The 21205-nt window shown below is 65.4% G+C and carries 22 protein-coding genes; 14 read left to right on the top strand and 8 right to left on the bottom strand.

The features are described 5' to 3' along the window. Positions 1–53: 53 nt before the first annotated feature. The gene (locus tag MKI88_RS01060) at positions 54–560 is read right to left on the bottom strand and encodes an SH3 domain-containing protein (protein WP_241628584.1); all 507 of its coding nucleotides are present in this window, start codon (positions 558–560) and stop codon (positions 54–56) included. Between the two features lie 87 nt (positions 561–647). Between MKI88_RS01060 and MKI88_RS01055 the strand changes: the two genes are divergently transcribed. Continuing rightward, on the top strand, positions 648–1646 hold the full coding sequence (locus MKI88_RS01055; protein WP_241628574.1) for a D-glycerate dehydrogenase: 999 nt from the start codon (positions 648–650) through the stop codon (positions 1644–1646). A 64-nt stretch (positions 1647–1710) separates the two neighbouring features. Here MKI88_RS01055 and MKI88_RS01050 read toward each other — a convergent pair whose 3' ends face one another. From MKI88_RS01050 to MKI88_RS01040, 3 genes are all read right to left on the bottom strand, one after another. Then, a complete protein-coding gene (locus tag MKI88_RS01050) occupies positions 1711–3114 on the bottom strand; it encodes a nitronate monooxygenase family protein (protein ID WP_241628572.1) in 1404 nt (467 codons plus the stop codon). A 69-nt stretch (positions 3115–3183) separates the two neighbouring features. After that, positions 3184–4305, bottom strand: coding sequence for a glycosyltransferase (locus MKI88_RS01045; RefSeq protein ID WP_348636226.1), 1122 nt, complete (start codon positions 4303–4305; stop codon positions 3184–3186). Between the two features lie 2 nt (positions 4306–4307). Then, on the bottom strand, positions 4308–5180 hold the full coding sequence (locus MKI88_RS01040) for an alpha/beta fold hydrolase (RefSeq protein ID WP_241628559.1): 873 nt from the start codon (positions 5178–5180) through the stop codon (positions 4308–4310). Positions 5181–5218: 38 nt separating this feature from the next. Between MKI88_RS01040 and MKI88_RS01035 the strand changes: the two genes are divergently transcribed. Further along, entirely contained in the window at positions 5219–6616 is a 1398-nt protein-coding gene (locus MKI88_RS01035; protein ID WP_241628557.1) for a protein adenylyltransferase SelO family protein, read from the top strand. Between the two features lie 191 nt (positions 6617–6807). Beyond that, complete coding sequence (gene astD / locus MKI88_RS01030) at positions 6808–8223, top strand: succinylglutamate-semialdehyde dehydrogenase (RefSeq protein WP_241628555.1); 1416 nt, start codon at positions 6808–6810, stop codon at positions 8221–8223. Positions 8224–8316: 93 nt separating this feature from the next. Here astD and MKI88_RS01025 read toward each other — a convergent pair whose 3' ends face one another. Then, a complete protein-coding gene (locus MKI88_RS01025) occupies positions 8317–8622 on the bottom strand; it encodes a hypothetical protein (protein ID WP_241628553.1) in 306 nt (101 codons plus the stop codon). Positions 8623–8781: 159 nt separating this feature from the next. Next, entirely contained in the window at positions 8782–9495 is a 714-nt protein-coding gene (locus tag MKI88_RS01020; RefSeq protein ID WP_281063692.1) for a MarC family NAAT transporter, read from the bottom strand. A 201-nt stretch (positions 9496–9696) separates the two neighbouring features. Here MKI88_RS01020 and cobA point away from each other — a divergent pair, with 201 nt between their 5' ends. From cobA to MKI88_RS00995, 5 genes are all read left to right on the top strand, one after another. Next, positions 9697–10482: a uroporphyrinogen-III C-methyltransferase gene (gene cobA / locus MKI88_RS01015; RefSeq protein ID WP_241628549.1), complete on the top strand. Its 786-nt coding sequence runs from the start codon at positions 9697–9699 to the stop codon at positions 10480–10482. Next, positions 10479–10775, top strand: coding sequence for a DUF2849 domain-containing protein (locus tag MKI88_RS01010; RefSeq protein WP_241628547.1), 297 nt, complete (start codon positions 10479–10481; stop codon positions 10773–10775). Before cobA ends, MKI88_RS01010 begins: the two co-directional genes overlap by 4 nt. A 144-nt stretch (positions 10776–10919) precedes the next feature. After that, entirely contained in the window at positions 10920–12551 is a 1632-nt protein-coding gene (locus MKI88_RS01005) for a nitrite/sulfite reductase (protein ID WP_241628545.1), read from the top strand. Next, complete coding sequence (locus MKI88_RS01000; protein ID WP_241628543.1) at positions 12544–12981, top strand: DUF934 domain-containing protein; 438 nt, start codon at positions 12544–12546, stop codon at positions 12979–12981. The genes MKI88_RS01005 and MKI88_RS01000 overlap by 8 nt, the downstream gene beginning before the upstream one ends. Next, entirely contained in the window at positions 12962–13732 is a 771-nt protein-coding gene (locus MKI88_RS00995) for a phosphoadenylyl-sulfate reductase (RefSeq protein WP_241628533.1), read from the top strand. The genes MKI88_RS01000 and MKI88_RS00995 overlap by 20 nt, the downstream gene beginning before the upstream one ends. 185 nt (positions 13733–13917) lie before the next feature. On the opposite strand, the gene MKI88_RS00990 is transcribed toward MKI88_RS00995, so the two are convergent. Together MKI88_RS00990 and MKI88_RS00985 are read right to left on the bottom strand one after the other, a co-directional pair. Then, positions 13918–15066: an aminotransferase class I/II-fold pyridoxal phosphate-dependent enzyme gene (locus MKI88_RS00990; RefSeq protein WP_241628531.1), complete on the bottom strand. Its 1149-nt coding sequence runs from the start codon at positions 15064–15066 to the stop codon at positions 13918–13920. A gap of 44 nt (positions 15067–15110) precedes the next feature. After that, positions 15111–16004 carry a LysR family transcriptional regulator gene (locus tag MKI88_RS00985; protein WP_241628529.1) on the bottom strand — a complete coding sequence of 298 codons (894 nt, stop codon included), beginning with the start codon at positions 16002–16004 and terminating at the stop codon, positions 15111–15113. Positions 16005–16106: 102 nt separating this feature from the next. On the opposite strand from MKI88_RS00985, the gene MKI88_RS00980 reads away from it, so the two are divergent. From MKI88_RS00980 to MKI88_RS00955, 6 genes are read left to right on the top strand one after another with little or no spacing between them, the layout of a single operon-like run. After that, a complete protein-coding gene (locus tag MKI88_RS00980; protein WP_241628527.1) occupies positions 16107–16631 on the top strand; it encodes a DUF3598 domain-containing protein in 525 nt (174 codons plus the stop codon). Continuing rightward, positions 16628–17770: a nitrilase-related carbon-nitrogen hydrolase gene (locus tag MKI88_RS00975; protein WP_241628525.1), complete on the top strand. Its 1143-nt coding sequence runs from the start codon at positions 16628–16630 to the stop codon at positions 17768–17770. Before MKI88_RS00980 ends, MKI88_RS00975 begins: the two co-directional genes overlap by 4 nt. After that, positions 17767–18498, top strand: a complete 732-nt coding sequence (locus tag MKI88_RS00970) for a DUF3108 domain-containing protein (RefSeq protein WP_241628523.1) — start codon at positions 17767–17769, stop codon at positions 18496–18498. Before MKI88_RS00975 ends, MKI88_RS00970 begins: the two co-directional genes overlap by 4 nt. Beyond that, positions 18495–19157, top strand: a complete 663-nt coding sequence (locus MKI88_RS00965) for a hypothetical protein (RefSeq protein ID WP_241628521.1) — start codon at positions 18495–18497, stop codon at positions 19155–19157. The genes MKI88_RS00970 and MKI88_RS00965 overlap by 4 nt, the downstream gene beginning before the upstream one ends. After that, positions 19154–20722 carry an FAD-binding oxidoreductase gene (locus tag MKI88_RS00960; protein ID WP_241628519.1) on the top strand — a complete coding sequence of 523 codons (1569 nt, stop codon included), beginning with the start codon at positions 19154–19156 and terminating at the stop codon, positions 20720–20722. Before MKI88_RS00965 ends, MKI88_RS00960 begins: the two co-directional genes overlap by 4 nt. 21 nt (positions 20723–20743) lie before the next feature. After that, positions 20744–21118 carry a cytochrome c family protein gene (locus tag MKI88_RS00955; protein ID WP_241628516.1) on the top strand — a complete coding sequence of 125 codons (375 nt, stop codon included), beginning with the start codon at positions 20744–20746 and terminating at the stop codon, positions 21116–21118. Positions 21119–21205: the final 87 nt, after the last annotated feature.

Genomic DNA, 21205 nt, shown 5'->3' with positions numbered 1-21205 from the left:
GCGCATTCCGCTTCGTTGGCCGCGGAGTTTGCTGCGCCATGTCGCCGCCCGCTTTACTCCTCCCCGCCCAGATCCTCGGCGCCCCAGATGTGGCTGGTCTCGATATAGCCCGCCTTGCCCGCGACCTCGAAGCGGCACCAGCCGTCGGCGCAGTCGGTGATCGTGCCCACCACGCCGGGCTCTGCGCGCCAGCTTATCGACGCGGACACGTCGGGTTCGGCACGCATCGGGCGAACCTCGCCGCGCACGATCGCGGTGCGGTCCTCGCTCAGCAGATTGGCCTGCATCCAGCCGGTGGCACCGTCGGGATCCTGCACCTTGCGCCAGTTGGGGAAGGTCTCGATCACCTTCACGGGAAGATGCGGGCGCTGGTAGAGCCAGACCGCCGGAAACTGGCGGCCCGGACCCGTACGCGTCCGCGCCTTGCCCGCGGAAATCGATGCCCAATAGGGCGGCTTCTTCTGCGCCACTGCCTCGCCGACACCGGCACATGCAAGCACGACGGCCATCACGGCCGTCAGCAACCTCCCCAAGCGCACATTTCCCCCCTTGGCAACCATTGTTCCCCTCTTTGCAAATGCACGGCCGGCCTTCAAGGCGTTGCAGCGGCTTGACGCACCTGCCCGACGCGTCCTAGCGCAGATTTCATGACCGAGGCCGATCGTCCGCACAATCCCAGGGTGATCATCACCCACCGGCTGCCCGCCGCTATCGAGACGCGGATGAGCGAGCTTTTCGATACGGTGCTCGCGCCCGCCGACGCGGCCATGGACCGCGCCGCGCTGCTGGCGGCGGTGTCCGACTGCGATGTGCTCGTCCCCACGCTCACCGACCAGATCGACGCGACGCTGATCGCCGCCGCAGGGCCGCGGCTGAAGCTGATCGCCAATTTCGGCAATGGCGTCGATCATATCGACCTGAAGGCAGCGCGCGCACGGGGGATCATCGTCACCAACACGCCGGGCGTGCTGACGCAGGACGCCGCCGACATGGCGATGGCGCTGCTGCTCTCGATCCCGCGCCGCGTGGTCGAGGGCGAGCGGCGGATGCGTTCGGGCGAATGGACGGGCTGGCGGCCGACCGCAATGCTCGGGCATCGCATTCACGGCAAGACGCTGGGGATCATCGGCATGGGCCGTATCGGCCAGGCGATTGCTCTCAGGGCGCGTGGTTTCGGGCTTTCGATCCGCTATCACAATCGCCACCGGCTTCCCGACGTGGTCGAGCGCGCGGTCGACGCGACCTTCTGCCCCGATCTCGACGCGATGCTGGGCGAAGCGGATTTCGTGTCGCTCAACTGCCCGCACAATGAAGAGACGCACCATTTGCTCGACAGGCGGCGCATCGCGCTGCTGCGGCGCGACGCCTACCTCATCAACATCGCGCGCGGCGAGCTGATCGAGGAAGGTGCGCTGATCGATGCGCTGGAACAGGGCCGGATCGCGGGTGCGGGGCTCGACGTCTTTGCGCATGAACCCGCGATCGACCCGCGGCTGCGCACGCTCGACAATGTCGTGCTGCTGCCGCACATGGCCTCCGCCACGATCGAGGCGCGCGAGGATACCGGCAGCAAGGTGATCGCCAATATCCGCATGTGGGCCGACGGGCACCGCCCGCCCGATCAGGTGTTGGAAGGCTGGGCCTGACGCCCCGCCACCATGCTGCGCATGGTCCCCCTCCCCGAGACGAGCTCGGGGAGGAACTAACGGATCAATCGCCCGTCAGAATGCGGTCGACGAGCTGCTTCACCGTGGGCACGAAGCCGTTCGAATAGAACGGGTCCTTCTTGAAATTGAAGGCGTTGTGGCCGGCGAAGATCAGGTTCTCGTCGAGCGGCCCGCCATGGACGACGTCCTGCAAGGTCTTCTGGATGCAGAAGCTGCGCGGATCGGCGAGGCGGCCGGTCGAGTTGGTCTCGCTGTCCATCCAGCTCGAAAAACCGCAATGGCTGAGGCAGCCCATGCAATCGGCCTGATCCTTGCGGATCGTGACCTTTTCCTCGGGCGTGACGAAGACGAGCGTGTTGTCGGGGGTCTTGAGTGCCTCCGTAAAGCCCTGACCATACCATTCGCGTGCGCGCAGCAGGTCGTTCTTGGTGACCCAGAAGCTCTTGCCCTTGACGCCGACGTCGAGCTGGAACTGGTGATCGCCCGCATGATCGCCCGAAAAGGCGATCTGGCGTTCCGAGCGCGCTTCGAGATTGCGCAGGAAGGGATTGCGCACCGCCGACGAATAGAAGCCGGTGGGCGAGAAGCGGTGGAGCAGGATGTCGCCCTCGTCGAGCGTCATCAGCCGCGCCTTCCACCCATCGGGGATCGGGCTTTCCTTTGTCAGGAGCGGCCGCGTGCCGAACTGGAAGGCAATGCTGCCGAGCTCGGGATTGTCGATCCAGTGGTTCCAGTCGCGCAGATACCAGACGCCGCCCGCCATGATGATCGGCACATCGTCCGAAATGCCGCCCTCGCGCATCGTCTCGCGCAGCGCCTTGACGCGCGGATAGGGATCTTCGGGCTGCAGTGGATCCTCGGCATTGGAAAGGCCATTATGCCCGCCCGCGAGCCAGGGATCCTCGTAGACGACGCCCGCCAGCCATTCGGCGGCCTTGGAATAGGCGCGCTTCCACAGCGCGCGGAAGGCGCGGCCCGAGCTGACGATGGGAAGATAATTGACCTCGTAGGAGGCCGCGATCTCGGACAGCTTGTAGGGCATGCCCGCGCCGCAGGTGACGCCCGCGACCATGCCGCGCGTGCGCTCGAGCACGCCGTGCAGGACGCGCTGCGCGCCGCCCATTTCCCAGAGCACGTTGATGTTGATCGCGCCGTTGCCGCCCGCGATCTCGAAAGCGCGCTTGACCTGCTCGACCGCGCCCTCGATCGCATATTCGATCAGTTCTTCGTGACGCTCGCGCCGCGTCCTGGCACGGTAGATCTGCGGAATGATCTTGCCCGTCGGATCATAGCTGTCGGCATTGACCGCGGAGACGGTACCGATACCGCCCGCAGCCGCCCAGGCGCCCGAACTCATATGGTTGCTGGCCGCCACGCCCTTGCCACCCTCGATCAGCGGCCACACTTCGCGGCCGCCGTAAAGGATGGGCTTCAGACCCTTGAACAATTCAATCACTCCCTCAAAAATCCCGGCGCCTAATAGCAGGCTGCGCACAAAATGCGCGGACAAAATGGTCTAGCCCGCAAGCGCCCCGGATCGCCCGATCGCGCCGCCATACAGCCCCCCGTAGCGCGCGATCATCACTTGCTCGTCATATTCTGCCACAGCTTTGGCACGATTGGCAGCACCAAGTTGCGCGCGCAGTGCGGGGTCTGCGACCAACGCCGCAATCGCGCCGGCGAGAGCCGCCTCGTCACCGCGCGGAACGACGAACGGCCGGTTTTCGGGGGCGACCATTGCGGCGATATCGCCGACATCGGTGGCGGCCACGGGAAGCCCCGCCGCCATCGCCTCGACGAGCGAGATCGGAAACTGCTCGGAATCCGAGGAAATCGCATAGAGATCGAACAGGCCGACATAGCGGTGGGGTTCGGCACGGAACCCCGGCAGCGTCAGCGCAACGCCCAGCCGCGCGGCCTCGGCCTCGATCGCGGCGCGTTCGGGGCCCTCGCCCACGATCACCAGTCGCAACGCCTTGCCCGTAGCCGCGACCGCGCGCACGAGGCGCGGCAGATTCTTGACGAGCCTGAGCCCCGCCACCGATCCGACGACGATCTCCCCATCGGCGCGCACGAAGCCGGGAAGCGCCCCCGGATCGGGCCGCCCGGCGTAGAGACGCGTGTTGATGCCGTTGGCGATGCGATGGACGCGGTAATCGGGCTGCTTCCAGGTATCGCGCGCGATCGCCTCGAGTTTCTGCGAGGGCACGGCCAGCGCATGTGCGGCGGGCAGCGCGATGCGGCGGAAGATGTTGCGCTCGGTCCTGAGGCGCTTCGCCTCGTCGGCGTTGAACCCGTCCTCGTGATGGATCAGCGGCGGCAGCCCCGCGGGAAACAGCCGCCGCGCCATCACCGCGTCCATCGCACCCCAGTTGTAGGTCAGCACGAGATCGAAGCGCCGCATGTAGCCGGCCAGCGCCTGATAGCGCGCGACCGAGGGCTTGCCCGTGAGCGGTGGCGCATCTTCGGGGAATGCGCTTTTCAGGCGCGGGTCAATCGCGGCGCGGGCGCCCAGTGCTCCCGGAACCCCGCTGACGACGGTGTGACGCGCGCGATCGCCAAAGGCATTCATCAACTGGACGGCGCGCGCCTCCTTGCCGCCGAGATCAAAGCTGGAATGCAGGTGCAATATGTGGATCGTCACGCAGCCACTTCGCCCGAGACCGCCGCGAGGAACCTGTCGATCGCGCGCACTGCCTGCGTCTCCTCGAGCGTCGGGGTGTGGCCGACGCCGGGCACCGTCGTCACGCGCGCGTCGTCGAGCCGCTTCTTCATCTGCGCGACGGTATCGGTGCCGAGCACGTCCGAAAGCTCACCACGGATGATCTGGACGGGAACGCTGCGCATCGCATCAAGCGCGGGCCAGAGATCGACCCCCGCCTCGCCGCCGGGCAGGCGGAAGGGTTCGGCGATCTTGCTGTCATAATCGGGGACGATGCGCCCCTGCGCGTTGAGGCGGTAGAGCCGCTTGGCCATGCGCAGCCAGTCTTCCAGTTCATAATCGGGATAAACATCGGCATTGGTTTCGGCGAGCGCGCGTGCGGCATGCACCCATGTGGGCCATGCGCCGGGTTTGCCGACATAGCCGCGGATCCGGTCGAGCCCCTTACGCTCGATCACCGGCCCGACATCGTTGAGCAGCACACCCGCGAAACGCTTTGGCTCGGTCGAGGCGAGCAGCATCGATACGATGCCGCCCAGCGAGGTGCCGAAGGCGATCAGCCGGTCGAGCTTCAACTCGTCGATCAGCCGGTCGATTTCCTGCACATAGGTGAGCGGGACATAGGTCATCGGATCCTTGGCATAGGCGCTTTCGCCGCGCCCGCGCAGCTCGACGCAGATCACGCGATACTGGCCCGCGAGCCGCTCGGCCACGCCCTCGAAATCGCGCGCGTTGCGCGTCAGGCCGGGGATGCACAGGATCGGGGGGCACCCGGCCGAGCCCGGATAGTCGCGATAATGCAGGCGCAAGCCGTCATTCGACCACCAATATCCGTCCTCGAATGAAGCCATAGGTTGCGCCCTTCCCCTTTCCCCTCCCATATCGCCGCATGACGACGCGCCCGCAAGTTGCGAAATATCGCCCCGAAACACCCATCCTCGAACTTGGAGAGTCTTTCTACGACCCCGTCGAGGCCGCACGATTCCCCGAAACGCGCCTGCGCTTCCGCAATGATCGCGCCGCCGGGGAAGTCGGCCTGGCGCAGCTCGACGACGCACAGTGGATCGCGCATTTCGGGCGCTTCGAGCCGCTGCCCGACAATCTCGCGCCACCACTGGCGCTGCGCTATCACGGCCATCAGTTCCGCGTGTACAACCCCGAGATCGGCGACGGGCGCGGATTCCTCTTCGCGCAGATGCGCGATGGCGCGGACCGGCTGATGGACCTTGGCACCAAGGGATCGGGGCAGACGCCGTGGAGTCGTTTCGGCGACGGACGGCTGACGCTGAAGGGCGGCGTGCGCGAGATTCTCGCGACCGAGATGCTCGAAGCGCTGGGCGTCGAAACCTCGCGCACCTTCTCGCTGATCGAGACCGGCGAGGCGCTCGAACGCGGCGATGAGCCTTCGCCCACGCGTTCATCGGCGCTCGTGCGCCTCAGTCACGGCCATATCCGCATCGGGACATTCCAGCGGCTGGCCTTCATTCGCGACGAAGACGGCATGCGCAGCCTGATCGCCTATGCGCTGAAGCATTACTTCGGCGAGGAGGCAGGCGACGATGCTCCGGCACGACTGCTCGCGCATGTCGTGCGCCGCACCGCACGGCTGGCGCCGTCCTACATCGCCGCGGGTTTTGTCCACGGCGTGCTCAACAGCGACAACATCAATATCACTGGCGAGAGCTTCGACTATGGGCCGTGGCGCTTCACGCCCTTTTTCGATCCCGGCTTCACCGCCGCCTATTTCGACCAGACCGGGCTCTATGCCTTTGGCCGGCAGGCCGAGGCGATCCACTGGAATGTCGTGCAGCTTGCAGTCGCGTTGCGCCTCGTCGCCGAGGCGGAGGAGCTGGTGCCCGCGATTGAACCCTTCGCGCAGGGCTATGAGGACGGACTGATCGACCGGTTCCTCTGGCGGCTGGGCGTGAAGCCGCGCGGACCGGAGCACGACAAGCCGCTGGTCGGCGCGATCGAGAGGGCGCTGATGGAAGGAACGGTCGAGATCGACCGCTTCTTCTTCGACTGGGCGGGAGGACGCAAGCGCGGCGCCACGCCCGCCGACATGTATTATGCCGGGCCAGCGTTCGAGGAATTTCGTGAAGCGGTTGCGGGCTATGAGCCCGCGCGCGCGCTCGAACACCGCTACTGGTCCGACAAGGCGCCCTGCTCGATGCATATCGACGAGGTCGAAGCGATCTGGGCGCGGATCGCGGAGCATGACGACTGGACCGCGCTGGAAGCGAAGGTCGCCGCGGTGCGCCGGATGGGTGAAGCGATGATGGGGTGATATCGACTACAGACTCCCCTCCCTTCTCAGGGAGGGGTTGGGGGTGGGTAGCGAGCGTAGCGAGCCCTTCGAGGTCCGTGTTCTGATCGCCTGACGGCGACACCCACCCCTATCCCCTCCCTTGCAGGGAGGGGCATGATTGAGCACCACGGCTTGACGCAGCGTTAAGGATGCTGGAGAGCGTGGCTTCAATGAGCGCACCCGAAATCGTCTCTTATGAACCGGCTACGGGCGCGGAACTCTGGCGAGGCCGCACGGGCGACGCCACCGCCGAGATCGCGATCGCGCGCGCCGCCTTTTCCGAATGGGCCGCGCGCCCGGTAACAGTCCGCATCGAGACACTGCGCCGCTTCGTCAATGTCGTCCGCGGCAATGCCGAGGTTCTTGCGGGCCTGATCGCGCGCGAGACGGGCAAGCCGCTCTGGGAGGCGCGCACCGAGGTCGAGGCGGTAATGGCCAAGGTCGACATCTCGGTTTCGGCCTATGGCGAGCGTACCGGCCAGCGCCGGCTCGAAGGCGCGATGGGCGCGCGCAACGCGGTGCGCCACAAACCGCACGGCGTGCTCGGCGTGCTCGGCCCCTTCAACTTTGCCGCGCACCTCCCCAACGGCCACATCATCCCCGCGCTGATCGCGGGCAATGCGGTGGTGTTCAAGCCTTCGGAAAAGGCGCCCGCGACGGGCGAACTGCTCGTGCAATGCTATCACGAGGCGGGGGTGCCAGAGGGGGTGGTGCGGCTGCTCATCGGCGGCGCCGAACAGGGCCAGGCGCTCGCATCGCATGACGGGATCGACGGGCTGCTCTTCACCGGATCGGCGCGCGCGGGGTTGCAACTCAGCCGCCAGTTCGCGGAGAAACCCGGCAAGATCCTCGCGCTCGAAATGGGCGGCAACAATCCGATTGTGCTGTGGAACCCCACCGACCTCGACGCCGCGGCGACGGTGATCTTGCAGAGCGCATTCCTGACCGCGGGCCAGCGCTGCACCGCCGCGCGGCGGCTTATCGTCGAGGACGGCAAGCACGAGGTGATCCTCGAAAAGATCGGCAAAATCACCGACCGGCTGATCATCGGCGCGCCCGACGACGAGCCCCAGCCCTTCATGGGTCCGGTGATCGACAATGAGGCCGCCGACGCGCTTCAGGAAACCTATCTGGCACTCATGATGAAGGGTGGCGCGCCGATCCGGCGCATGGACCGCCCCGTCGAGGGCCGCCCCTTCCTCACCCCCGGCATCATCGACGTGACCAATGTCGCCGATCGCGACGACGAGGAGGCGTTCGGCCCGCTGCTGCAGGTGATCCGCGTTCCCGATTTCGAAAGCGCGATAGCCGAGGCCAACAATACGCGCTTCGGCCTCTCGGCCTCGCTGATCGGCGGCAACCCCAAGCTCTACGACCGCTTCTGGGCGGAAATCCGCGCGGGCGTCGTCAACTGGAATCGCCCGACCAACGGCGCGCCGTCGAACGCGCCCTTTGGCGGGCTCGGCCTGTCGGGCAACCACCGCCCGAGCGCCTTGTATGCGGCGGACTATTGCGCCTACCCCGTGGCGTCGTCGGAAATGGATCAGGCGCGCGCGGCGATCGGGATTGGGCTCAGGGACCGTTAAGTGCCGCCGTAGCACGGCCTATCTGCACTCAGCGCAACTTGGCCGGGTTTGTCCGTGTTGGCGTTGGGAGCGACCTGGCTGCTTTCCATCTTGTCACTCGTAGTATTTGCCGCCGAGCAGAATTTGCGCGCACCGGCGCCAAGGGTTTTGGTCGCCGCCCGCCTTCCATCGCGGGCTGCTGCTTTCTCCCCAAGCTGCGGCAGCTTCAAACACGCTGTCGACCTCACAATGCTCCCAACGGAGCGGAAAATCATCGGCCAACGCATCAAGAAACGCGATAAACGATTGTTCATCCTCAACCGCGCCTGCGACTTCGTCCAAGTCCTTCATAATGCGGATATTAGCGAGCGCCTCGATGTCCACAAGTGGGTCGAATCCGCCCAGCCGGCCAAACGCCATCCCACCCCGCACAAGCTTAGCTACCCCCCAAAAAAAAGCCGCTCTGCCTTTGGCGGGAGACAATACATCTGCCTGTCATGGACAAGAAGCAGGACATTGTCCCCGGCAGCGTACTGCGATCGGGATCGGGCTTCGTAACGGCCAGGCCCGAAGTCCCCCTCAACCGCGGGGGATGTGAAAGAAGTCGCCGATTCCGGTGAGCAGGAACTGCATGCCGATGCAGATCAGCAGAAATCCGAAAATGCGCGTCATCGCGTCGATGCCGCCCTGCCCCAGAAACCGGACCATTGCGCCGGCCATCCGCAACACGAGGAAGCAGATGATAAGGGTCACCGCCATACCCACGATCACGGCGATGTAGATCACGCCCCAATCGTCCGGACGAATGCCTTTGATCTGCGCGGCGGCGGTCAGCACGACCGAGATCGACCCAGGTCCCGCGAGGCTCGGCATGGCGATGGGCGTAAAGGCGATATCGAGCTCCTGCTGCTGCGCCTGTGCAGCGGCGCCCGCCATGGGCGCCTGGGGAAAGAGCATGCGAAAACCGATCACGGAGATGATCAGCCCGCCTGCGACGCGGATGCCCGGCACCGAGATGCCGAAGAAATCGACGATCGTCGCGCCGAGCAGCAGGAACACGACCAGAATGGCGAATGCGTAGAGACACGCCATCCGCGCCTGATGCGTCCGGTGCTTGCTGTCAAAACCCGCAGTCAGAGAAATGAACAGCGGCGCGGTGCTGAACGGGTTGGTGATCGGCAAAAGGGCGCCGATTGTTAACGCGATCGTTTCAGCGAGGATTCCGATCGGTTTTCTCCAGCATGAGCAGGCCGGGACTGTCCAGGCTCTGCCCGACAGCGCGCAGGCTATCACCGTGAGCCCGGCGATACAACGCGCCCGGATGGCAGCTTCCTTACCCCATCGGGCTAGTTGCAAGGCACGGATATCCGGACTTTTTCACGATGACCGCAACGCGAACTGATCGCCCGTGTCGCACGGTGCACAAGTTCAGCTAACTCCCCCCAAAAAAACCCTGCTTTGCGTTTGACGGGGCGACGATCCATCTGCCGTGTCATGGACAAGAGGCGTGACATTGTCCCGGGAACGGTGCTGCTGGTCGGCGCGGGCCCGGGTGATCCCGATCTGCTGACGGTGCGCGCCGTCCGCGCGCTCGCGCGTGCGACCGTCGTCGTGCATGACGGGCTGGTCGATGACCGCGTCCTCGCGCTCGCGCCCGCGTCGGTGCGCCGCATCTCGGTCGCCAAGAGCCGCGCGCGGCACACACTGCCGCAGGAAGCGATCAATGCTCTGATCGTCGACGAGGCGCTGAACGGCGAGACCGTGGTGCGCCTGAAGGGCGGCGATCCCTTCATCTTCGGACGCGGCGGCGAGGAAGTCGATGCATGCCGCGCGGCAGGCGTCGCGGTCGAGGTGATCCCCGGAATTTCCGCGGCGGTCGGCTGCGCGGCCGAGGCGCTGCTGCCGCTGACGCACCGCGAGGCATCGAGCGCGGTCAGCTTCGTCGCGGGCCAGTGCAAGGGGCTGACCGAGCAGGACTGGTCGGGCCTTGCGGGCAAGGGCCGCACGCTCGTCATCTATATGGGCGTCGCGACCTCGACCGAGATCGCCGACAAGCTCATCGCCGACGGCGTTGCGCCCGACATGCCCGTCGCCGTGCTCGAAAAGGGCACGCGCCGCGACGCGCGCGCACTGCGCACCATCCTGACCGACCTTGGCGACATGATCGCGCGTGAACGGGTGCAGAGCCCCGCGCTGATCGTCGTCGGCGAGGTCGTCCTCCATGCCGATGCCGAGGATCGGCTCTTCCAGATTGCCAGACAGGCGGAGACTCTTGCGTGAAGATACTGACGGGTAATGACCTGCCGACGGGCGACGTGGTGTGGTGGACGGGCACCGACTGGTCGCGCCATGTCGAGGAGGCCGTCGATGTCGACGAGCAGGGCGAGATGATCGCGCGGCAGGAAGAAGCCGCGCGCCGCGTAAACGCGCCCTATGTGATCGAGGCGACCGCCACGCCGCAAGGGCCCCGGCCCGCGCATATCAAGGACCGCATCCGTGCGCTCGGCCCCACCGTGCGCGCCGACCTGACCCTCAAGCCCGCCGACCCCGAAGCCGGCAACTGGGTGATCTGATGTCCTTCGAGACGGGCCTTCGCCAAGCTCAGTCCCTCCTCAGGATAAGCGGGTGGGTTTGCCCTTTCCCGCTCATCCTGAGTAGCGGCTGAGCGAAGACGAAGACGCGTATCGAAGGACCGCAAGAAGCTGGAATAATCTGACATGTACCAATATGACCAATATGATCAGTCGATCGTCGACGCCCGCGTCGAGGAATTTCGCGATCAGGTGAAGCGCCGCCTTGCAGGCGCGATCACCGAGGACCAGTTCAAGCCGCTTCGGCTGATGAACGGCCTCTACCTCCAGCTTCATGCCTATATGCTGCGCGTCGCGGTGCCCTATGGCACGCTGAGCGGCCAGCAGATGCACCTGCTGGCGCATATCGCGCGCAAGTACGACCGCGGCTACGGCCATTTCACGACGCGCCAGAACATCCAGTATAACTGGATCAAGCTGGAGGATGCGCCCGACATTCTCGCCGAGCTGGCAAAGGTCGAGATGCATGCGATCCAGACCAGCGGCAACTGCATCCGCAACATCAGCTCGGATCAATATGCGGGCGCGGCCGCCGACGAGGTGACCGATCCGCGTCCCTGGGCCGAGTTGATGCGCCAGTGGTCGACCTTCCATCCGGAGTTCAGCTACCTGCCGCGCAAGTTCAAGATCGCGGTGATCGCGGCGCCCGAGGACCGCGCGGCGATGCGGCTGCACGACATCGGCATCGAACTGCTGGAAAAGGACGGCAAGCTCGGCGCGAAGGTCTTCGTGGGTGGCGGCATGGGCCGCACGCCGATGATCGCGCCCGAGATCAAGGATTTCGTGGGCGCCGAGGATCTGCTGAGCTATCTCGAGGCGTGCCTGCGCGTCTACAACCGCTATGGCCGACGCGACAATATCTACAAGGCGCGGATCAAGATCCTCGTCCACGAGATCGGCGCCGACGAATATCGCCGCCAGGTCGAGGAAGAGTTCGCGCATGTGAAGACGCTGGGCATTGATCCGCCCGTGGCCGAGCTCGAGCGGATCGGCGCGTTCTTTGCGCCGCCCCCCTATGAAGCAGGCCTGTCGGACGAGATCGACCTGAGCGATCCCGATTTCCGCATCTGGGTGCAGGCGCAGACCGTCGCGCACAAGCAGCCCGGCTATACGATCGTCAATATCAGCCTGAAGCCGATCGGCGGTATTCCGGGCGACGCCTCGGCCGACCAGATCGACCTGATGGCCGAGCTGGCCGAGAAGTACAGCTTCGACGAGCTGCGCGTGACGCATGCGCAGAACATCGTGCTCCCCAATGTGCGCAAGGCCGATCTCTACACGATCTGGCAGGCGCTCGACGCCGCCGGTCTCGCTACGCCCAATCTGGACCTGATCAGCGACATCATCGCCTGCCCCGGCCTCGATTATTGCAGCCTTGCCAATGCACGCTCGATCCCGGTCGCGCAGAAGATCGCCGAGCGCTTCGCCGATCTCGACCGGCAGCGCGACCTGGGCGAACTGAAGCTCAAGATCTCGGGCTGCATCAACGCGTGCGGCCACCACCATGCGGGCCATATCGGCATCCTTGGGGTCGACCGTAAGGGCACCGAGAACTACCAGCTCCTGCTCGGCGGATCGGGCGCGGAGGACGTGTCGCTCGGCAAGATCACCGGTCCGGGCTTCGACGAGGACGGTGTGGTCGATGCGATCGAGAAGGTGACCGACGTCTACAAGGCGTTGCGCTCCGACGGCGAGCGCTTCGTCGACACCTATCGCCGCGTCGGCATCGAACCCTTCAAGGAAGCCATTTATGGGTAATCCCGTCTCGCTCGCCAACACGTCGCTGCACGAGGAGCCCGCGGTGACGCTCGACGCGTTCCTCGACCAGTCGAACGCGACGGCTGTCAGGGTCGAACCCGATGAAGACGTGCGTGCGCTCTTTCCCTTTCTCGACCGGCTCGCGCTGATCGAGGTCAGCTTTCCCGCATTCAGGGACGGCCGCGGCTATTCGGCCGCGCGCATCCTGCGAGAGGCGGGATACAAGGGCGAACTGCGCGCGCAGGGCGATGTGCTGGTCGACCAGATTCCGCTCATGCGTCGCTGCGGCTTCGACAGCTTCGCGCCCGAACATCCGGTAGATCCCGAGGTACTCAAGGCCACGCTCGAACGCTACGACCAGTTCTATCAGGGCGCGGCCGATGCGGCGGTGCCCGTGTGGAAACGCAGACATGACCCAGCCCTTGCGTAAAATCGACTTCATCGATGCCCGTCCGCGCTTCACCGAGGCGGATGCGATCGCGCTCAACAACCGTTTCCGGGGCACCGAGACGGCAGAGATGCTGCGCACGCTGCTCGAGGAAAACAACCTTGGCCGGATCGCGGTGGTCTCCTCCTTCGGCACCGAGAGCGCGGTGCTGCTGCACCTGATCGCGAGCATCGACCCGGGCGTGCCCGTGCTGTTCGGCGACACGCTCAAGATGTTTCCCGAGACGCTCGACTATCGCGACACGCTGACCAGGCTGCTTGGGCTGACCAATGTCATCACCTACCAGCCCGATCCGGAAGCGCTCGCGAAGAAGGACGACAAGGAACTGCGCTGGTCCTACGACCCCGATGGCTGCTGCGAGATCCGCAAGGTCATCCCGCTGGAAAAGGTCCTTACCGATTTCGACGTCTCGATCTCGGGCCGCAAGGGCTTCCAGTCGTCGACGCGCAAGGGCCTGCCGCGCTTCGAGATCGACGGCGACCGACTGAAGATCAACCCGCTCGCCAGCTGGACCAAGGAAGACCTCGAAGCCTATTTCGAGTTGCACGACCTGCCCCGCCACCCGCTCGAGGAAGAGGGCTATCCCTCGATCGGCTGCCAGCCCTGCACCAGCAAGGTGAAGCCGGGCGAGGATCCGCGCGCGGGCCGCTGGCGCGGCTGGGACAAGGTCGAGTGCGGCATCCACACAAGCATCGTCGATCCCGACGATCCGGCGAACCAGCCGGTATTCTGAAGCACCACGCGTTAAATCGGAATCACGATCCGCTCATCCTGAGGAGCCGTTGAGCGAAGCCGAAACGGCATCTCGAAGGACGCACCGAGCCGATCCTTCGAGACGGGGCTTCGACAAGCCCAGTCCCTCCTCGGGATGAGCGGGTATGACTAAGCCTACGATGCTCTAAAGGGCGGTCGAAACGATCACGCGGGTATGGCCGGCCTCGACTGCTGCGCGAACCAAGGTTCCATCCGCGCGATTGCGTCCTCGACCCGGTCGGTCGAGACCGCGAAGCTGAAGCGCATGAAGTGCCTGCCCTCGACGGGATCGAAGTCGATACCGGGCGCGGTGGCGACGCCGGTGTCCTGAAGCAGCCGCGTGCAGAAGGCGAGGCTGTCATCGGTCAGATGCCCGATATCGGCATAGATGTAGAAGGCGCCATCGGGCGGGGCGATCCGGCGCAAGCCCATCGCGGGAAGCGCGGCGAGCAGCAGGTCGCGGTTGCGCGCATAGGTCGCAAGATGCCCTTCCAGTTCCTCGCGGCAGTCAAAGGCGACGAGACCGGCATGCTGCGCGAGCGAGGGCGGTGTCAGCAGCATGTTGCCCATGCGCGCACGCGCCGCGTCGATCAGGTCGGTCGGCACCACCAGCCAGCCGAGACGCCAGCCCGCCATGCTGAAATATTTGGAGAAGCTGTTGATGACGAGCGCGTCGGAAGTGTCCTGAAGCGCGGATCTTGCAGGTCCGACATAGCTGAGGCCATGATAGATCTCGTCCGAGATGATGCGGATGCCGCGCCGCTTGCAGACCGCGACAATGGCGCTCAGCTCATCGGGTTCGATGATCGTTCCCGTCGGATTGGCGGGGCTGGCGATGATGAGCCCCTCGGGCGCGGGCTCAAGCGCCTCGATCGCGCGCGCAGTCACCTGATAGCGCTCGGCCTCGCCGCAATTCAGCTCGACCGGAACCAGATGCAGCGCCTTCAACGTGTTGCGATAGGCGACATAGCCCGGCCGCGCGACCGCGACGCGCGCGCCCGGCGCGAACAGGCACGACAGCGCGAGCACCAGCGCGGGTGATGCACCGCAGGTGAGGATCAGCTGTTCGGGATCGATCGTGACGCCATAGGTTTCGCGATAATGCTGCGCGATGCGTTCCTTGAGCGCGGGGCTTTCCCAATAGCCCATGCCGTCGGTGTCGAGCACGTGATGCGCGGCCGCGATCGCCGCCGCTGGGGCGCCGGTGGAGGGCTGGCCGAATTCCATATGGATTATCGAGCGCCCCTCGGTCCGCAGCTTGTGGGCAAGGCGGCTGATGGCGATGGCGTGGAAAGGATCGATCTGCGCGGTCATGCCCATGCCCTTACACCGGGATCGCGACAAGGCAACAACCGCCGTCAGCGCATCGCTTCGACAAGGCTCGCCATGAAGGCATCGACGATCGGCGGCTTGGGTGCACGGACGCGCGTCGCAACGATCAGCGGGCGCGTCCACGGCTCCGCATCGATGTCGATCCGCACGAGCCGTCGCATCTCGAGATCGCGCGCCACCAGCATCTCTGGCAGGATCGCGAGGTGCATCCCCGCATCGAGCATCGCCAGTGTGAAGATCACCGAGGTCGTCTCTATCTCGGGCCTCGGCCGGGGCAGGCCAGCCGCGCGGAAGCTCGCCTCTATCGCCTGCTCCACCGCGCCGATATTGGCGCCGGCGAGCCAGCGCGCGCCCTTGAGATCGGCAAGCGTCAGACGACCGCGCCCGGCGAGCGGGTGGTTTGCGCCCGCCAGCACCACATAGCGTATGTCGCCAAGCGGTTCTTCGCGGATCAGCGGATCGTTGCGATCGACCTGACGCACCGCGACGACCACATCGAGCTTTCCGAGCAGCAGGTCGGCGACCATCATTTCATAGATACCCGCGAGTACGCTCAGCCGCACATTCGGGCGCTCGGTGGTGATCATCTTGACCGCGCTCGCCACCACATCGGCGGCCGCGCTTGGCCCCACCCCGATCCGCAGCCGCCCATGCCGTCCGCCAAGCATGTCGCCGAGATCGGCGCGGAAACGGTCGGTCTCGGCCGCGATCGTCCGCGCATGGGGCAGGAACAGTTCGGCATAGGCGGTAGGACGGACCCGGCGCCCGTCGCGCTCGAACAGGCGGACGCCCAGCTGCGCCTCGAGACGCAGAATGCTCTTGCTCACCGCCTGCTGGCTCAACCCCAGCTGCTCGGCCGCGGCAACGAAGGTGCCCGCATCATAGGCGGCAAGAAAATGGCGGACCTGACGTGATTCCATGGACTTGTGAATACACAAACAATGATTGTTCAAAAAGACAATTAGTTGTTGGTTCTGCCGGCGTCGCTCGATCAAACATTGGTGCACAGAGAGCGAGGGCACATGCAGATCATTACCGAAAAACAGCCGATCGTTGCCGACCAGGCGGGCGTGTGGGAGGGCGAATATGTCCATCTCGACGCCGATCACAACATCATCGACCGCCACGCCTCGCGCCTCGTCTGCCGCCTGACCGACGGCCCCGATGGTGTCGCGAAGCTGAGCCAGACCAACATCTACACCTGGGCCGATGGCAGCCAGGAAATCCGCTATTTCGACGGCACCTTTGAGGGCGATCGCGTCTGGATCAGGAACGATCTGATCGACGGGTTTGTCGGCGCGCTCAACTATGACGAGACCAACCGCACGATCATGGTCGGCTGGACGCGGACGCACGAACCCGATTTCCGCTATTACGAGATGATCACCGTTGCCGAGGACGGCGAGGCCAAGAACCGGACCTGGCACTGGTATCGCAAGGGGCGCCTGTTCCAGCGCACCGTGATCAACGAGAACCGGATCTCGCGCGACTGGCAGGCCTATGACGATCCCAGCTATTACAGCTACCGCCCGAGGGCGGCGCTATGAGCGAGGCGGCGCTTTCACGCAGGGCGCTGTTGGGTGCGGCGGGAGGCATTGGCCTCTCCGCCGCTCTCGGCGTTTCGGGCGAGGCGCTTGCCGCCTCCGGCCACCCCGGGGCAGATGTGAAGGTCAGCCCTGACGGGCGCTATCCCGTCGTGCAGCTCGCGAAGGAGAGCTGGACGCTGGGTGTAGCGCAGGCGCGCTCGCTGCCCGTCGATCTCGCGCGCGTCGAGGCAAGCCGCCGCGACAACCTCAATCATATGCTGGGCCTGATCGACGCCGCCTTCGCGTTCGGCGCGGGGCCCGACCTGATGTTCTTCCACGAATTCCCGATCACCGGCTTTGGCGCGGGCTGGACGCGCAAGGACGTGCTCAGGGTCGCGATCGAGATACCGGGGGTCGAGACCGAGGCGATCGCGAAGAAGGCGAAGCAATACGGCATCTATGTCGTGTTCGGTTCCTATGCGCGCGATCCCGACTGGCCGGGTCATGCGCTGTCGATCACTACGGTGATCGGCCCTGATGGCAGCATCCTCGCGCGCGACTGGAAGGCGCGCAACATCAAGGGCGTCTTCGGCGGCGAGATAGAGCTGTTCACGACGACGATCTACGACGTACTCGACCGCTTCGTCGAAATGTACGGGCGCGATGCGATCCTGCCCGTGATCCGGACCCCGATCGGCAATCTCGCGACCAGTTCGGTCCAGCGCGAACCCGAACTGTTCCGCGCCATGGCGATCAAGGGCGCGGAAGTGATCCTGCGCACCGCGACGGGCGGCTTTGTGCCAACCGACATCGCCGCGACCTCGCTCTACAACGGCGTCTATACCGCGGTCGCCAATAACGCGATCTCGCCGGGTTCGCCCTTTTTCGAAGACACCAATGCGGGTGGTTCGGCGATCTACGGCCCCGATGGCGAGGCGATCGCGACCGCCAAATCGCCCAACGAAACGCTGGTCATGGCGCGCATCCCGATCGGCGCCTTCCGCGCGCGGCATCGCCAGCCGACGATCCACCCGCAGCTCTATATGGACGTGCTGAATGGGTACAATTCGAGATTTCCGCCGAACCTGTTCGGTGATTATGTGCCGGGCGACCTCAAGGACGCCGGGCGCTATCTGCATGACAAGGGTGCCTGGAAATGAACGGAATTACACGCAGCGTAACCGGCGCGATCCTTTATACCAGCACTAAACCCGATCGCCTCGGTCAGGGCCGTGGCCGCGAGCATTTCCGGATGGACTTCCACCGGGATGGCTGCCGGACGATCGCGGCACATGGCGAGATCGACGACGCACCTGCAGTGGTGCGTGACGTCAATCTGCGGATCGGCACCGATGGCCGCCCGCAGGAAAGCTTCGTGCGGATCGCGGTGGGCGGAGAGTTCCGCGGCTCGGGCTGGTTCCGCTTTTCTGACACCATTGCCGAATGCGAGGCGATGACCACGGTCGAGGGGCGCGTGTCGCAGCGGATGGAGCTGAAATCGCCGCTTGTCGCCTTTGGCAACCACGCGATGGTCAATGACGGCTTCCTGCTCAATCTCTACGATCTGTCGCAAGGGCCGGGCGTGCAGGTGTTCCGCAATATCCTGCTCTCTTCGCCCGATCATCGCGGCGCGACGGGTCCGATGCTCTTTCCGATCGATCTCGCGATCGAGTTCGTGGGGCGCGAAACGCTCAAGGTGGCGGCGGGCAAGTTCGACGCGCTCCATTTCCGTTTCACCGACATTCCCGGGCTGCTGCTCGAGCACCCGCCCTATGACCTGTGGTGCACCGACGACGGCGACTATGTGCTGCTGAAGGCCGCGGTCGGCGGCTATATGCAGACCGCCTATGAGTTGACCGCCTATGACCGCACCGAGGCGAGCGCATGATCGCGCCCTGGCTGCTCGCCGCGCATATTGCGGTGCTGGGCTACTGGCTCGGCTCCGAATTCGTGATCAACAGCACCTACCGCTATGTCTCGTACAGCGACCGCATGCCCTTCGAGGAACGGTCGCGGCTGATGGAGCATGTCATGCATGTCGATCAGCATGTTCGTTACGCGCTCGTGCTGCAGGCAAGCCTCGGCCCTGCGATCGCTGCACTCTACGGCTATGTCCCGGGCGGCGAGACGACGGCGATCGCGGCGGGCATCTTCGGCGCTATCTGGTTCGCATTCGTCGAAGCCGTGCACCGGCTACGCCACAGCGGCATCGGCAAGACGCTGGGCGCGATCGATCGCGGCTCGCGCTATGTGCTGATGGCGGTGCTGGGCGGCATCGCGACGGGCCTCATCGGCGGCACATGGCCGATGCCCGAATGGCTGCGCTGGAAGCTCGCGCTGTTCGCCTGTGTGATGATGTGCGGGGTCGGCATCCGCCTCGCGCTCATCGCGCACTTCCGCACCTGGGCGGTCATGGCGCGCGAAGGGCCGACCGACGAGACCAATGCGATCATCAAGCGCACCTATGTCCGCGCGACATCGGTGTTGCTGCTGCTCTGGGTGTTCATCACCGCGATCGCGATCATCAGCGTCTGGAAACCCGCATGAGCCACGCCGCGCTGCTCGAAGCGCTCGCTGGTGTGCTCGGCAACGATGCCGTGCGCACCGATGACGCCGCGCTGGATCTCGCCGCGAGCGATGTGCATGTGACGGGCGATCGCCCCGCTGCCGTCGTGCTTCCGCGCGACGCGGCGGGCGTCGCTGCGGCGCTCTCGACCGCCACCGCGCTTGGCTATGCGGTGCTGCCGCGCGGCGGCGGGCTCAGCTATACCGGGGGCTACGCGCCCCCTTCCGCCAAGGCCGTCACGATCGACATGCGCGGACTCGACCGCATCCTCGACATCGCCGAGGAGGATATGACGATCACCATGCAGGCGGGCGTGACGTGGAAGCAGATCAACGACGCGCTGAAACCGCGCGGGCTGCGCCTGCCCTTTATCGGCACCTTCTCGGGCGCTGGCGCGACGGTGGGCGGCGGGCTTGGGCATGGCGCGCTGTTCTTCGGATCGGCGCGTTATGGCTCGGCGGCGGAGAATGTGCTGGGGATCGAAGTCGCGCTCGCCGATGGCACCTTGCTGCGCACCGGACAGGGCGCGCTGATGCTTGGCAGCAAACCGATACTGCGCACATTCGGGCCCGATCTCACCGGCCTGTTCACGCATGACGGCGGCATGTTCGGGATCAAGACCGAAGCGAGCTTCCGCCTGATCCGTTCGCCCGCCGAGCAGGGCTATGCCAGCTTCGCCTTCGCAGGTATCGAGGAAGCGGCCGACGCGCTGTGCGAGATCGCGCGCGCCGATCTGGCGGAGGAAGTCTATATCCTCGACCCGAGCGCCGCAGGCGCGGTGCACGCCGATAGCGCGACGATGGCGAAGACCGCGATGTCGGTGGCGCGCGATGCGGGCGGCGCGCTCAAGGCGGTGAAGGCGCTCGCCTCGCTGGCCAAAGGCGGCACCGGCTTCATCCCCGAAGGGCATTTCTCGCTGCACCTGACCGCTGCGGGCCGCTGCGCCGCTGCGGTCGAGGCCGATCTGGAAGAAGCGCATCGCATCGCCGCGCGCTGGGGCGGGATTGCGGTCGCGCCCACGATTCCGCGCGTCGCGCGCGCCGAACTCTTCGCCAATCTGAACGGCGTACTCGGCCCCACAGGCGGTCGCTGGGCCGCGCTCAACGCGAAGGTCGCGCATTCGGAGGCACGCCGGCTCATCGCGGCCTTCGACGCGATGATCGCGCCGCATGCCGAGGAAATGGCCGCGCACGGGATCACCTTCACGCGGCTCGCCTCCGCGCTCGCCAATCACTGCTTCAGTTTCGAGCCCGTTTTTCACTGGCAGGACAGTTGGCAACCGCTGCATCGAGAAGCGCCCGACACCCGGCATCTCGCGGGTTTCGTCGAGCCCGCTCCCAATCCGGAGGCGCGCGCGCTGGTCGACCGGCTACGGCACGAAACCGTCGAACTCTTCCGCAGCCTTGGCGCCGCCTCCAACCAGATCGGACGCACCTACCCCTTTCGTCCCGCGCTGTCGCCCGCGCCCGAGGCGCTGCTCGCAACCATCAAGCAGGCGCTCGACCCCCGGGGATTGATGAACCCCGGCGTGCTCGGCTTCGCCTGAATTTTCCAGGGAACAATCATCATGAGAAGCATCGGACTTTCCATTCTTGCGCTGGCAGCGCTGACGCTTGCGGGTTGCGGCGGAGACAAGGCCGCGGGCCCCGGCGACGAGGTCGCGCGCTGCGCCACCTGCCACAGTTTCGACAAGGATGGCGCAAAGCGCTCCGGACCCAATCTCCACGACATCCTTGGCAAGACCGCGGGAACGCAAGCTGGCTTCACCTATTCGAACGCGATGAAGGGCAGCGGCGTGACATGGACCGCTGAGACGCTCGACGCCTTTATCGCCGCGCCGAACAAGATCGTGCCGGGCAACCGCATGGGGTTTGCCGGAGAAGCCGACGCCGCCAGGCGCAAGGCGATCATCGCCTATATCGAGGCGGAAAGCGCCAAATAGGGCTCAGCAATCAACAATGTCCTCGGGCATATTCCAAATTTGTCCGGACATATTTTCATTCTCGAAAAGCTGCGCTAGCATCTCCGC

Origin of the sequence: Sphingomonas sp. LaA6.9 (genome assembly GCF_022601895.1) — a bacterium.
GTDB lineage: Bacteria > Pseudomonadota > Alphaproteobacteria > Sphingomonadales > Sphingomonadaceae > Sphingobium_A.
The sequence above is the reverse complement of the archived record's forward strand: the minus strand, read 5'-3'. Positions and strand labels throughout refer to the sequence as shown.

What these genes read in the sequence shown, in the direction of transcription:
- MKI88_RS01060 (WP_241628584.1), bottom strand. Translation starts at nt 560, where the DNA reads ATGGTTGCCAAGGGGGGAAATGTGCGCTTGGGGAGGTTGCTGACGGCC.
- MKI88_RS01055 (WP_241628574.1), top strand. Translation starts at nt 648, where the DNA reads ATGACCGAGGCCGATCGTCCGCACAATCCCAGGGTGATCATCACCCAC.
- MKI88_RS01040 (WP_241628559.1), bottom strand. Translation starts at nt 5,180, where the DNA reads ATGGCTTCATTCGAGGACGGATATTGGTGGTCGAATGACGGCTTGCGC.
- MKI88_RS01035 (WP_241628557.1), top strand. Translation starts at nt 5,219, where the DNA reads ATGACGACGCGCCCGCAAGTTGCGAAATATCGCCCCGAAACACCCATC.
- astD (WP_241628555.1), top strand. Translation starts at nt 6,808, where the DNA reads ATGAGCGCACCCGAAATCGTCTCTTATGAACCGGCTACGGGCGCGGAA.
- MKI88_RS01025 (WP_241628553.1), bottom strand. Translation starts at nt 8,622, where the DNA reads ATGGCGTTTGGCCGGCTGGGCGGATTCGACCCACTTGTGGACATCGAG.
- cobA (WP_241628549.1), top strand. Translation starts at nt 9,697, where the DNA reads ATGGACAAGAGGCGTGACATTGTCCCGGGAACGGTGCTGCTGGTCGGC.
- MKI88_RS01005 (WP_241628545.1), top strand. Translation starts at nt 10,920, where the DNA reads ATGTACCAATATGACCAATATGATCAGTCGATCGTCGACGCCCGCGTC.
- MKI88_RS01000 (WP_241628543.1), top strand. Translation starts at nt 12,544, where the DNA reads ATGGGTAATCCCGTCTCGCTCGCCAACACGTCGCTGCACGAGGAGCCC.
- MKI88_RS00995 (WP_241628533.1), top strand. Translation starts at nt 12,962, where the DNA reads ATGACCCAGCCCTTGCGTAAAATCGACTTCATCGATGCCCGTCCGCGC.
- MKI88_RS00990 (WP_241628531.1), bottom strand. Translation starts at nt 15,066, where the DNA reads ATGACCGCGCAGATCGATCCTTTCCACGCCATCGCCATCAGCCGCCTT.
- MKI88_RS00985 (WP_241628529.1), bottom strand. Translation starts at nt 16,004, where the DNA reads ATGGAATCACGTCAGGTCCGCCATTTTCTTGCCGCCTATGATGCGGGC.
- MKI88_RS00980 (WP_241628527.1), top strand. Translation starts at nt 16,107, where the DNA reads ATGCAGATCATTACCGAAAAACAGCCGATCGTTGCCGACCAGGCGGGC.
- MKI88_RS00975 (WP_241628525.1), top strand. Translation starts at nt 16,628, where the DNA reads ATGAGCGAGGCGGCGCTTTCACGCAGGGCGCTGTTGGGTGCGGCGGGA.
- MKI88_RS00970 (WP_241628523.1), top strand. Translation starts at nt 17,767, where the DNA reads ATGAACGGAATTACACGCAGCGTAACCGGCGCGATCCTTTATACCAGC.
- MKI88_RS00965 (WP_241628521.1), top strand. Translation starts at nt 18,495, where the DNA reads ATGATCGCGCCCTGGCTGCTCGCCGCGCATATTGCGGTGCTGGGCTAC.
- MKI88_RS00960 (WP_241628519.1), top strand. Translation starts at nt 19,154, where the DNA reads ATGAGCCACGCCGCGCTGCTCGAAGCGCTCGCTGGTGTGCTCGGCAAC.
- MKI88_RS00955 (WP_241628516.1), top strand. Translation starts at nt 20,744, where the DNA reads ATGAGAAGCATCGGACTTTCCATTCTTGCGCTGGCAGCGCTGACGCTT.